10 protein-coding genes are annotated in these 11839 nt (G+C 73.6%); 7 read left to right on the top strand and 3 right to left on the bottom strand.

Going from position 1 to position 11839, the window contains the following annotated elements; all coding sequences use genetic code 11:
* Positions 1-296: 296 nt before the first annotated feature.
* Complete coding sequence (locus ACT3TZ_RS06275) at positions 297-887, bottom strand: cysteine hydrolase family protein (protein ID WP_444582540.1); 591 nt, start codon at positions 885-887, stop codon at positions 297-299.
* A 641-nt stretch (positions 888-1528) separates the two neighbouring features.
* Between ACT3TZ_RS06275 and ACT3TZ_RS06280 the strand changes: the two genes are divergently transcribed.
* Positions 1529-2905 carry a cryptochrome/photolyase family protein gene (locus tag ACT3TZ_RS06280; RefSeq protein WP_444582541.1) on the top strand — a complete coding sequence of 459 codons (1377 nt, stop codon included), beginning with the start codon at positions 1529-1531 and terminating at the stop codon, positions 2903-2905.
* A 362-nt stretch (positions 2906-3267) separates the two neighbouring features.
* Here the strand turns inward: ACT3TZ_RS06280 and ACT3TZ_RS06285 are convergent, their stop codons facing one another.
* Complete coding sequence (locus tag ACT3TZ_RS06285) at positions 3268-3981, bottom strand: GNAT family N-acetyltransferase (RefSeq protein ID WP_444582542.1); 714 nt, start codon at positions 3979-3981, stop codon at positions 3268-3270.
* Between the two features lie 125 nt (positions 3982-4106).
* Positions 4107-4403 (bottom strand): hypothetical protein, encoded by a 297-nt coding sequence (locus tag ACT3TZ_RS06290; RefSeq protein WP_444582543.1) that lies wholly within the window; start codon positions 4401-4403, stop codon positions 4107-4109.
* 193 nt (positions 4404-4596) lie between these two features.
* On the opposite strand from ACT3TZ_RS06290, the gene ACT3TZ_RS06295 reads away from it, so the two are divergent.
* The 6 genes from ACT3TZ_RS06295 to ACT3TZ_RS06320 all read left to right on the top strand — a co-directional run bounded on the left by ACT3TZ_RS06295 (position 4597) and on the right by ACT3TZ_RS06320 (position 11560).
* A complete protein-coding gene (locus tag ACT3TZ_RS06295; protein WP_444582544.1) occupies positions 4597-5235 on the top strand; it encodes a GNAT family N-acetyltransferase in 639 nt (212 codons plus the stop codon).
* Between the two features lie 164 nt (positions 5236-5399).
* Positions 5400-7541, top strand: coding sequence for a 3-hydroxyacyl-CoA dehydrogenase NAD-binding domain-containing protein (locus ACT3TZ_RS06300; RefSeq protein ID WP_444582545.1), 2142 nt, complete (start codon positions 5400-5402; stop codon positions 7539-7541).
* A 136-nt stretch (positions 7542-7677) separates the two neighbouring features.
* Entirely contained in the window at positions 7678-8469 is a 792-nt protein-coding gene (locus ACT3TZ_RS06305) for a hypothetical protein (RefSeq protein ID WP_444582546.1), read from the top strand.
* A 316-nt stretch (positions 8470-8785) separates the two neighbouring features.
* Positions 8786-9529: a hypothetical protein gene (locus ACT3TZ_RS06310; RefSeq protein WP_444582547.1), complete on the top strand. Its 744-nt coding sequence runs from the start codon at positions 8786-8788 to the stop codon at positions 9527-9529.
* Positions 9511-10449, top strand: a complete 939-nt coding sequence (locus ACT3TZ_RS06315; RefSeq protein WP_444582548.1) for a putative RNA methyltransferase — start codon at positions 9511-9513, stop codon at positions 10447-10449. Before ACT3TZ_RS06310 ends, ACT3TZ_RS06315 begins: the two co-directional genes overlap by 19 nt.
* Positions 10450-10486: 37 nt before the next feature.
* On the top strand, positions 10487-11560 hold the full coding sequence (locus ACT3TZ_RS06320; protein WP_444582549.1) for a LacI family DNA-binding transcriptional regulator: 1074 nt from the start codon (positions 10487-10489) through the stop codon (positions 11558-11560).
* The last annotated feature ends 279 nt before the right edge of the window (positions 11561-11839 follow it).

Consider the following 11839-nt stretch of genomic DNA (forward strand, 5'->3'; position numbering starts at 1 on the left):
GCGACAACAACCTGACTGTGAGCGCCCGAGCCCTCCGTATTCGGAGGGCTCGGGCGCGTGGAGTCAGGTTGTTGCCCCCCAGCGCCCGGAAGCCGACGCCGACCGCACTCGGACACGACCACAGGGCATCCGTCGTCGCGGGTGGACGCGGGCGACGGCCTGCGAGCGTGCCCAGCGCGCTGGACGCACGCTGACGCGGGCATGCGCCGCCAGGCGTGGACCGGCGTGGGTCGACATCGGCGAACGCGGCCGGACGCGGGTGTCACGACCGGCCCCCGAGTGTGCGTCGCGCTGGGTCACCGCGGGTGCTGAGCGACTCCTCCGCCCAGGAGTTCCGCCGTGTGGACCACGGTCGCGAACTCGCCGTGCAGGTTGGTCGCCGTGACCTCCGAGAGCAGGTCTGCGGACATCTCCGTGCCGTCGGGGGACACGCGTCCGAAGGTGTACGTCGCGTCGATCGCGAAGACCGTCTCGTACCCCAGGTTGCCCGCCATCCGCGCGGTGGTCTCGCAGCAGTGGTTGGTGGTGATCCCGCAGATCACCACTTCGGACAGGTCGTTGCCGCGGAGCCAGGTGTTCAGGTCGGGCACCCCCAGGAACGCCGAGTTCACGGACTTCGTGACCACCAGGTCCGCCGGCCCTTCGGTGATTTCCTGGAACTCATGACCCGGTGACCCCGGGGTCAGCGGGGACCCAGGGGTCGAGGAGTCGTGCCGGACCAGGACGACCGGCCACCCCTGGCGTCGCCACCGCGCCAGCAGGGCGGCGATGTTGGTCTCGCATTCGGGGTTGTTCCGACGTCCCCAAAAGTTGGCGTCATCGAATCCCTTCTGGACGTCGATGACCACGAGCGCGGGAGGGCGGAGGGCGAGGGGACGATCGGGCATGCCTCACCGTACGGTGTGGTCGTTGCTCGTTACCCGTTGCCAGTCGCAGGTCGCCGTTGGTCTCTGGTCTGTCGCCGGTCGCCGATCGCCGATCGCCGGTGATCGGGCCTCGGGGCCGCGTTCGGGGCGCCGTCTGGGGCCCCGCGGCACGGATGCCGCCAGCAGCCGGACACGTCGTGGGAGCCCCCGGTCGTGCCGCCGAGCGGCGGGGCCACCGTCGATGCGGTGCGAGGACGCCGCACGTGGCGGGTGGGTGGATGCAACAACCTGACTGTGAGCGCCCACGGCCTCGAAAATCGGAGGGCTCGGGCGTGTGGAGTCAGGTTGTTGCGTCGCAGTGCGGGTGACGGGGCGATCGTGGCCCTCGTGAGACCCGGCCCTCGTGGGACCCGACGCGACGGCGAGCCCCGCTTGGGTGTCGCCCACGGTACCGTGACGACGGCCCCGGGGCGAGGCCCGCCGCATGTACGTGGTGCCGGGTCGAGCTCCGCGGGCATGCGGGCCCCAGGAACGGGTGCCCAGGCACACCCACGGCCCTGGATCGGGTGCACGGGTACACCCGCGGCCGCTGGTCGTCGGCGGCCAGCGCCCGCGCTGCCCGCCACGGGGAACGCGCCGACCCGACCCACTACCGTCGTCCCATGACCAGCATCTGGTGGGTCCGAGACGACCTGCGACTGCACGACAACGCCGCCCTGGCCCATGCCGCCCAGGCAGGCCCCGTGATCGCCGTGCACATCGACGAGCGGGTCGAGGGCGCCCGGCCCCTCGGTGGCGCTTCCCGCTGGTGGCTGCACCACTCCCTCACCGCCCTCGCCGCGGACCTCCGTGAGCACGGCATCCCCGTGGTCCTGGCCTCGGGCGATCCGCACGAGCAGCTGCTCCGCATCGCCCAGGAGACGGGCGCCGACACGGTCGCCTGGCAGCGCCGCTACCACCTTCCCTTCCGCGAGGCCGACGCCCGTATCAAGGCAGACCTCCACGACCGCGGCGTCGACGCGCGCAGCGTCCCCGGTTTCCTCCTGCACGAGCCGTGGACCGTCCGCACCGGCGCGGACCAGCCCTACAAGGTCTACTCCCCGTTCGCCCGCGCATGCGCGGACGCCCCGCCCCCGCAGTCGCCCCAAGACGTCCCGGACCGGCTCGACGGGCCCGCACCGACCACTCGCGTCGCCGGGCACGAGGTCCGCACGTGGTTGCGCGACGGCGACTTCGCAGAGCGCCTCGATGCTCGCGGTTGGCTGCCCACCCACCTGGACTGGGCCGGCGGTCTGCGGGCGATGTGGACCCCGGGGGAGGCTGGTGCTCGCGCGCGCCTGGATGACCTCGCCGACGTGCTCGCCACCTACGATGAGGACCGCGATCGCCCCGACCGCGACGGCACCAGCCGCCTGTCCCCGCACCTGCGGTTCGGGGAGGTGTCGCCCCGCGAGGCCCGGCATGCGAGCCGTCGCTCCCGCGCGGGCAGCGCCGAGACCTTCCGTGCGGAGCTGCTGTGGCGGGAGTTCGCCTGGCACCGCCTGTTCCACCTGCCCGACCTCGCCACCGCCAACGTGCGCGCCCAGTTCGACGGCTTCGACTGGCGGGAGGACGCCGAGGAGCTGCGGGCCTGGCAGCGCGGACGCACGGGCATCGACCTGGTCGATGCCGGGATGCGGGAGCTGTGGGAGACCGGCACCATGCACAACCGGGTGCGGATGGTCGTCGCCTCGTTCCTCACCAAGAACCTGCGCCTGCACTGGCGGCGCGGCGAGGAGTGGTTCTGGGACACCCTGGTCGACGCCGACGAGGCCTCCAACCCCTTCAACTGGCAATGGGTCGCCGGCACCGGGGACGACGCCGCGCCCTACTTCCGCGTGTTCAATCCCGAGCGGCAGCAGGAGCGGTTCGACCCCCACGGCGCCTACGTGCGGCGCTGGGTGCCGGAGGCCGGGACCGACGACGCCCTCGCGCCGATCGTGGACCTCAAGGCCTCACGGCAGGAGGCGCTCGACGCGTACTCGGCGGTCAAGGGCTGAACGCGCACAGGACTGAGGCCGCACAGGGCTGAGCGTGCAACGCGATGAGGGCGCACAGGGCTGAGCCTGCAACGGGGTGAGGGCGCACAGGGCTGAGCCGGTGCCGCGTCCCTGGAGGGCGCGTTGGCACCCTGCGGTCAGTGAGCCAGTGAGCCAGTGAGTCAGTGAGTCAGTGAGTCAGTGAGTCATCGGGGCAGTGGGGCAGTCGGCAGTGGCCCGATGGTCGGGGGGTCGGGACACGCGGGAAACATCGTGGTCCGGCGAGCCCGACCTCCGCGGGCCGATGGGGCCGATGTCTGGTGGCCATCGCAGATTCGACGGAAGGGCTCCCGGAGCCGCGAGCCCTCATCGCCCCATCGACCTCACGGCGTCCGCACGGCTCCGAACGTCAGCCGACGCCGCAGCGCGAAACCGAGCTTCTCGTACGCCGCGATGGCGCCCGTGTTCGACTCCGCGGTGTGCAGGAAGGCACGGTCGCCCCGCTGCTGGATGTGGAAGGCCACGTCCAGCACCAGACGCGACGCGAGCCCTTGCCGACGCTGATCGGGATCCACGGCGACCGCGCTGATCTCGGTCCAGCCCGCGGGGTGCAGGCGCTCGCCAGCCATCGCCACGAGCTTCCCCTCGCGGCGGATCCCGATGTACCGCCCGAGCTCGCGGGTGCGCTGCTCGAAGGGCCCGGGACGGTTGCGCTCGATGAGGGCGAGCATGTCGGCGACGTCGTCGGCACCCAGCTCGACGGCCTCCGGATCGGGCCGCGTGACCAGGGCGTCAGTCTGGATCAGCTGCACGCCGGGGACGCGGAACTCCCACTCCCAGCCCTCGGGCAGCACGGGATCCGCATGGGAGACGCCGACGACCGCATCGTGGCCGAACACCTCGAGGATCGCGTCCCAGACCCCGGGATCGGCGAGATCCCGGATGCCCACGAACGGCGAGACGTCCTCGGGGTAGTGCCTGACCTCGTCGTTGCCGATCGCGAGGTGGGCGTGCGCGCCGGTGAGCGAGGACCAGGCGGGATTGTCCAGGACGGTCGTGTCCACAGGGGCCACGCGGTCGTGGGTGGGAGTGGCCATGGAGGGGCCTCCTCGGGGCGTCGTGCGGGTGGGTGGAGCCACGGTAGGCCCGCGCGGGCCCTCGCGCCCAGAGCCGATGGCCGGGTGTGACGCACGGCGTCATCTTGGCGTGGGCCACGCTGCGCTCAGAAGATCCGCTCGAGGACGACGAACTCCTCGGCCGACGTCGAGAAGCACACTTGCAGCACGTCCTGCCCCGAGCGCTCGCGAGGCGTGCACGCCAGGGCCGCGAGCTGCTCCGCGTCGATCGGCGCACCCGCGGATTCCACGATCGACTCGGAGGACGGATCCCGCAGACCGGTCGCGCGATCCCCGAAGAGCTCGGGATCCTCGAACAGGTCCGCCGAGCAGCTCGTGGCTCCGGCGACGATGCAGAGCGCGGCCAGCACGTGGGCGGCGCGGTGTGCGGTGCCGTGCGTCATCGTGCACCTCCCTGGTCGCGCGGGTGGACGATCCGCGACGGCCACCGCCTCCCCTTCGCCCGACGATAGTGAGGCCCGTCGCGACGTGGATGTCGCTCTCGCGCAGGTGCTGAGGTGGTCCGGTGTGCACGTCCCGGGACTCCTCGTCCCCAGGACCCAGCCCCCACCCACGCCCCCTCCCTACCCTGTCCCCATGACCGATCACCCCGTGCCCCCGCGCGTCGTCCCCTTCGACCGCGCCCATCTCGACGAGACGGCCGCCGTGCTCGCCCGCGCCTTCGCGCCCGATCCGATCGGCTCCGCGCTCGTGCCCTCCGATCGTCCCGTCGAGCGGCTGACCCTGCTGTTCCGCGCGAACCTCGAGCGCGTGCTCCTGAGCCCTCACGCGATCGACCTGGCCGTGGATCCCGCGACCTGGCAGGTCCTGGGCGCGACGATCTGGGTGGGGCCGGACCGGGAGGGCTCCGGCGCCGGACTCCTCGACGGCCTGATCGGCACCACGCGGGCCGCGGCCCTGGCCGTGCGGGCGACGGGCCCGCTGCTGGGCCGGCTCGTGCGCACCGAACGCGAGGGGGAGCGGGCCCGCCCCACGTCCCCGCACTGGTATCTCGAGAGCATCGGCGCGGACCCCCGTGCCGGCCGCCGCGGCGTCGGCAAGGCCCTGCTGAACCACCGCCTCGCGATCCTCGATCGCCTGCACCTCCCGGCCTACCTCGAATCCTCCAAGCCCGCGAACGATCCGTACTACGAGCGCTTCGGCTTCCGGGGCATCGGCACCCTGAGCGATCGGGACCTCCCGACGATGACGCGGATGTGGCGCGAGCCGGCCTGACTCCGCGCGGCCGGGACGCGCCCCCCGGCCCCGCCGTGAGCGCCCCGGCCCGTGCACACGTCCCGGCTCCGACGCGAGCGCCCCGGCCCACCGCCCCCTATATGATACTGGGAGTATCAGGCACACCCGTGTGCCGCCCCCTGTCGACGACGAGAGGAACGGCCATGGCCGCGATCTACACCGAGCACGTCACCCGAGTCCTCAGCGAGGACCGCGAGCACGAGGGGATCGGCACCGTCGCCGTCCTGACCATCGCGCCGCCCGAGGGCGAGACCCGCCCCGCCACGCTGGGCCCACGCTCCATCGAGAACCTCGCGACTGCGATCACCGCCGCGCTCGACCGCGGGGAGACCGGAGCGATCCAGGCGATCGTCCTGACCGGCACCGACCGCGTCTTCCTCGCGGGCGCAGACCTGTCGATGTTCGCCGACCCCACGGCCGCCGACGCCGTCGGCCCCATGACCGACCTCGCCCACCAGCTCCAGCAGCGTGTCCGCACCGCCGAGGTGCCGATCCTGGCCCACCTCAACGGCGCGGCCCTCGGCGGCGGCCTCGAGGTCGCGCTGATGGCCGACATGCGCACCGCCGCCCCCGGCGTGCGCGGCATCGCCGTGCCCGAGACCAGCCTCGGGATCCTCCCCGGCTGGGGCGGGACCACGCTCCTGACCTCGGTCGTCGGCGGCGAGGCCGCCGTGCGCCTGATCCTCGAGGATCCCGCCCGAGACCGGCAGCTCACGGCCGCCCAGGCCCTCGAGCTGGGACTCGTCGACGCGCTGGCCGATGACCTCGACGCCGCGCTCGATGGCTTCGCCACCTTCGTCCAGGCCGCCGCCGACGAGCACGAGGAGGACGGCTTCACCTGGACCGACCGCCCCTCGCCGATCCCCGAGGAGGGGTCCGCGGAGGCCGACGCCCTGCGGGACGCGCTCGACGCCGCCCACAGCCCCGCCGAGTCCCGCCGCGCCTGGGTCGCACGCCTCGCCGCGACCGGCGCCCCGGCCCCTGCGCGCGCGCTCGCCCTGCTCGACGCCCTGCCCGGCTCCACGCTCGCCGATGCCCTGGACCGCGAGAAGCAGGCGCTCACCGAGCTCGTCGTCAGCGACGCCGCGGCCGGTTCCCTCTACGCCGCCGAGCTGCTGCGCCGTGGCAAGCCCGGCCGTCGCCCCGTCGAGGGCGCCCGCGAGCTGAAGAGCGTCGGCGTCGCCGGTGCCGGCCTCATGGCCGCCCAGATCGCCGCGCAGCTCGCGCTCGGGCTGCAGGTGCCCGTGATCCTCCGTGACCTCGACGAGGAGATCGCCCAGCGGGGCCTGGCGCACGCCCGCGACGTGATCGCCCAGGCCGCCGCCCGCGGTCACCTCCGCGAGGACCAGGCCACCCAGGTCGCAGGTCTCCTCTCGGCCACGAGCGACGTCCAGGACCTCGCCGGCTGCGACCTCGTGCTCGAGGCCGTCCCCGAGGTGCTGGGCATCAAGAAGGCCGTGTTCGCCGAGCTCGAGGGCGTGCTGGCACCGGACGCCCTGCTCGTGACCAACACGTCCTCGCTGTCGGTGGGCGCGATGTCCGAGGACCTCGCCCACCCCGAGCGGGTGGTCGGGCTGCACTTCTTCAACCCCGTCGCCAAGATGCCGCTGGTCGAGGTGATCCACACCGACCGCACCGATGCCGCGGTCCTCGCCACCGGCGCCGAGGTGGTGCGCCGCTGCCGCAAGTTCGCGGTCGACAGCGCAGATGCCCCCGGGTTCATCGTCAACCGCCTGCTGTTCCGCGTGCTCTCGGAGGTGCTGCGCTCCCTCGACGCCGGCGCCCGCCCGAGCGACGTCGACGCCTCCCTCGACGAGATCGGCATGCCGATGCGGCCCCTGCAGCTCCTGGACCTGGTCGGGATCGCCGTCGCGGACCACGTGGGCAAGGTGCTGGCCGATCAGCTCGGCGAGGACCGCTTCCCCGTCTCCCCGGGGCTGTCGTCCATGGTCGAGCGCAGCGAGCGCTTCACCCAGAAGGCGAGCGGGTCCGTGCATCCCACCGTCGCCCCGGGCGTCGCCGAGGCCTTCGGGACAGGTGGCCAGGGCGACGGTGCCGCCGTCGGCCCGCAGCTCCTGCGCACGGTCCTGCTGGGCCTGGCCGAGGAATCGCGCCTCATGCTCGACGAGCACGTCATCGAGGGGCCCGAGCAGATCGACCTCGCGATGATCCTCGGTGCCGGGTTCCCCCGTCACCGGGGCGGTCTGACGCCCTACCTCGATCAGACCGGGGCCTCTCAGGAGGCGACCGGGCAGACCTTCCACGGGGAGCGTTTCGCCCACTGACCGGTGATGTCGGCATCGCGCTGGTCTCGATCCGGCCACGACGGGGCGTGCACGGCCCGGATCTGACTACGCTTCGGCCAGCGGCGCACCACGCGTCCGCGCCGGCCGTCGTGGCCGCGTCGAGACGAGGACGTCCATGCACGAGATCGACACCTCCCGGTCCCACCCGACCGAGGTCGTCAACCCCTACGGTCCGCCGGCCCCGCAGCCGCTCGCACCCGGGTGGGCCGCGGTCGGGGCCCCGCCGGTCGCCGCGCCCCCGATCGTGCCTCCGCGGGGACGGATCGGCACGGGCGGGATCGTCGCGATCGTCGCCGGGTCCCTCGTCGTCCTGCTGTTCGTGGGCGCGATGGCGCTCGGCGCCGGGTTCTTCGCCGGCTACGGCTTCGGCTCCACGTCCTTCGAGGACGACTACTACGGCGGCGACGAGCTGCCGGTCGCGCAGGGCACCGTCGTCGACGAGAACGGCGAGGAGGTGCCCGGAGTCGGCACCTACACCGCGCCCGCCCGGATGGGAGAGCACGGCCTGAGCTGGCCGCTGGCCGAGGGCGGGACGGTCACCTACGTCGTGGATGCCGTCGACTGGGACGCGGTCGCCGCGGTCGCCGCCGCCGCTCCCGACAACGCACCCCCGAGCGAGGGCTCGAAATACGTGCTGGTGACCGTGCACGGCAGCTACGTCGGACCCGGGCACGTCGATCTCGAGGAGCAGCTCTACCTCGACATCGAGACCGACGAGGACCTCTACATGGCCGACCCGACGCTCGCGATCGCCCCCGCGCCGCTGTGGCGCCAGGGCGGCATCACCGACGGGGAGACGGCCGCCGGGCAGGTGCTGGTCGAGGTCCCGGATGATCTGGACCCGGGATCGGCCGTCCTCTCGCTGTCGACCTGGGACGGGGACTACCTGTACGTCGACGCGGGGTGAGGCGCGCGGCCGTCCGCACGTCCGCGTCGCGGCGCCCGCACCCCATGATCGCGCACCCTACGATGGGGGCGGCCGCCCCTCGACGCCCACGTCGCGACACGGACGGCCCGACGACCCGCCATCGGGGGAAGGAGGGTGACGCCCTGCGCGTCCCATCGCCATGTCGCATCCTGCCCAGCCCGGCCCCTCCGGTCCTGCGCGGCCCCCGTCGGCCCAGCCCGCATCGGCCCAGCCCCCGTCGGCGCAGCTCGCCTCGGCGCCGCCTCCCGGGAGCGCTCCGCAGCGCCCGGCCGCGGCCCCCACGTGGGAACAGCCCGTGCACCATGATCCCGCGTCGGCTCCCGACGCGCGCTACGAGCACGAGGCCCCGGCCACCCCGCAGGGGCTGGCACCGACTCCTGGCCAGAGCGGTCCCGCCTGGCAGGGCGCCGCGTCCCGGAACGGCGACCCCTACGGATCGGGCTCGGCGGTCACCGCCGACCATCGTGCCGACCCTCGGGGTCGCCCGCTGAGCCGTGGGTTCCTCGCCGGACTTCTCGCCGTGTGCCTCGTGATCGTGCTGGGCGTGGGGATCGGCGGATGGGCGGGTGCCTCGCACTTCCTGCGCGAGGAGGAGGTCCCTCCGGACGGCACCCATGCCCACCCGTACCTGGTGGGCACCGAGGCCGTCACGGTCAAGACGTCCCAGGGCACTGCGAGCATCGAGCTGGGCACCCCGGACTGGGATGCCTATCCCGAGCTGCACAAGGCCAGCCGCACCACGGACGAGGCCCCGGACGGCGAGGTCTACATCCTGATCCCGGTGAAGGTCACCAACACCGGGGCGGGGCGGATCACCGGCGGATCCGTGGCGGAGATCGAGTACCAGACGGAGAGCGGCGAGGAGTTCCCCCAGAAGTGGGTGACCGTGCCACGGTCGGCCGGATACGGCGAGATGACCGAGAACATGAGCCAGGAGTTCGACATGGCGTTCCTGGTCCCGGCAGAGGGCGTCGAGTCCGGGCGGTTCCGCGTCACCGGGGCGCTCGAGGAGGAGACCTTTTGGTTCCGGGCGTCCTGAGCGGCGCATCCGAGCTGCTGCGCTGCCCCGTCTGCGGGGCGCGGGTGGAGGTGGCCGGGACGGCGCTGCGCTGCCCCTCGCGCCACACCTTCGACGTCTCGCGGCACGGGTACGTCTCGCTGCTGGGCGGCCGGCGCGCCGTCAGCGGGGACGACGACGAGATGGCCCGGGCTCGGGAGCGGTTCCTGTCCACGGGCGCGTACGCCCCTCTCCGCGACGCCGTCGTGACGGCCGCGCTGACCGCTCGAGGGCTTTTCGCGGCTGCGCCGGGCGCGGCGTGGCGCACCTCACCCACCGCCCACGCGGGAGCTCCCGCGGATCCGCCCGTGCCCGCGGGCACGCCCGATCCCGTCGTGCTCGACGTCGGCGCCGGCACCGGGTACTACCTGGCAGGGGCCCTCGACGCCGTGCCGACGGCCCGGGGCATCGCCCTGGACACCTCCGTGCGGGCCCTGCGGGTCGCCGCGCGCTCGCACCCCCGCACCCTCGCGGCCACCTGGGACGCCTTCGAGACGTTCCCCGTGCCCGCTGCGAGCGTCGACGTGGTGCTGGACGTGTTCTCCCCCCGCAACCCCGCCGAGTTCGCGCGGGTGCTGCGTCCGGACGGCCGGCTCGTCGTGGCCCGCCCCACCGTCGACCACCTCGCGGAGCTCCGCCACGCCGTGCCCGGCATGGTCGCGATCGACCCCGCGAAGGAGGAGCGCCTGGCCCGGGCGCTGGACCCCCTCTTCGTCCCGGAGCGGACCTGGACCCTCGAGCGCTCGATCGACCTCACCCCGGCGCAGGCTCGGGACCTCATCGGCATGACCCCCAGCGCGCGCCACCTCGACGTCGCCGCCCTCGCGGGCACGGGCCCGTCCCCGGAGCATGTGGTCGTGACGATCTCCGTGCTCGTGACGGCGTACGCGCCGCGGCCGTGAGGATCGACGGGTGTCGGCGCCTGCGTACCCTGGGGCCGTGACCCCTCCCGCGCGCCGCCCGACCTCGTCCGACGTCGCGGCCCGGGCCGGCGTCTCCCGCGCCACCGTCTCGATGGTGCTCAACGGCCGGGTCGAGGGGACGGTCGCCCCCGCGACCCGGGAGCGCGTGCTGCGGGCCGCCGCCGAGCTCGACTACACCCGCAGCTCGATCGCCCTGTCGCTGCGGGATCGGCGCACCCGCACCATCGGCCTCATCACCGACGAGATTTCGACATCGCCGTGGGCCGGTCGGATGATCCGCGCGGCCGCCCAGGAGGCCGCCGCGCAGGACTACCTGGTGCTCACGGTGGACCTCTCCCTGCGCGATGCCGACGTGGCCGCGGCCATGCGCGGTCTCGCCGCGCGCCAGGTCGAGGGGTTCGTCTACGCCGAGATGGGTCATGCCCGCAAGGACCTGCCTCCGGTGCCGCAGGGCCTGCCGCTGGTCATGCTCAACGGCGAGCAGCTCCACGACGGCGATGGCGTCGCCGAGGTCGCGCTCGCGGTCGTGCCCGATGACCGCGGGGGAGCCGTTCGCGCGACGCGACGTCTGCTGGACGTGGGGCACCGACGGATCGTGATGCTCTCGAGCGGGGACGCGGCCGTCGCGACGGTCGAGCGCGAGGCGGGCTACCGCGCCGCGATGGAGGAGGCGGGGCTGAGCCCCGAGGTGGTCCGGGCCGGATGGCAGATGTCCGACGGCCTGCGCGAGACCCGGCGCCTGCTCGCGCGTGCCGAACCGCCCACGGCGGTGCTGTGCATCCGTGACCGTGTGGCCGCGGGCGCGATCCATGCCGCCGCCCTCGCGGGGGTCGACGTGCCACGGGAGCTGTCGGTGATCGGGTACGACGACGAGGACTTCTTCGCCGAGGAGCTCACGCCGCCGCTGACCACGATCGCCCTCCCGCACGAGGAGATGGGTGCGCTCGCGATGCGGGCGCTGCTGACCCTGCTCGAGGACGGGAACGCGGGTGAGGACGGCGGAGCGGGCCCGACCGTCCCTCGGGTCGAGGTCGTGCCCTGCCCGCTCGTCGAGCGCGGGACGGTCGCGGCGGCGCCGGAACCGGCCTGAGCGCTGTCCACGGGGTGACCTGAACGGACCTGCAGTCTGCGGCGCCGCTCGTTCAGACCAGGTGGCCACGGCCGGAACCGCCCGCGCAGACCGGGTGCACGCGGCCGGAGCCGCCTGCTCGGACCTGGTCCCGCCGCGTGTGGCAGCCCGCGCGGACCACGCTCACGCCGGCATTCGCGGTCATCGTCCCGACCATCGCTTGACACGTGTAGAACTGGGTCCGCATACTTCTCGAGGCGGACTTGGACACGTGTCCAAGTCGCTGCCGTCGCCCCGCGA

This window comes from Brachybacterium sp. AOP25-B2-12 (assembly GCF_052378625.1).
GTDB lineage: Bacteria > Actinomycetota > Actinomycetes > Actinomycetales > Dermabacteraceae > Brachybacterium.

What these genes read in the sequence shown, in the direction of transcription:
- ACT3TZ_RS06305 (WP_444582546.1), top strand. Translation starts at nt 7,678, where the DNA reads ATGCACGAGATCGACACCTCCCGGTCCCACCCGACCGAGGTCGTCAAC.
- ACT3TZ_RS06285 (WP_444582542.1), bottom strand. Translation starts at nt 3,981, where the DNA reads ATGGCCACTCCCACCCACGACCGCGTGGCCCCTGTGGACACGACCGTC.
- ACT3TZ_RS06290 (WP_444582543.1), bottom strand. Translation starts at nt 4,403, where the DNA reads ATGACGCACGGCACCGCACACCGCGCCGCCCACGTGCTGGCCGCGCTC.
- ACT3TZ_RS06280 (WP_444582541.1), top strand. Translation starts at nt 1,529, where the DNA reads ATGACCAGCATCTGGTGGGTCCGAGACGACCTGCGACTGCACGACAAC.
- ACT3TZ_RS06300 (WP_444582545.1), top strand. Translation starts at nt 5,400, where the DNA reads ATGGCCGCGATCTACACCGAGCACGTCACCCGAGTCCTCAGCGAGGAC.
- ACT3TZ_RS06275 (WP_444582540.1), bottom strand. Translation starts at nt 887, where the DNA reads ATGCCCGATCGTCCCCTCGCCCTCCGCCCTCCCGCGCTCGTGGTCATC.
- ACT3TZ_RS06295 (WP_444582544.1), top strand. Translation starts at nt 4,597, where the DNA reads ATGACCGATCACCCCGTGCCCCCGCGCGTCGTCCCCTTCGACCGCGCC.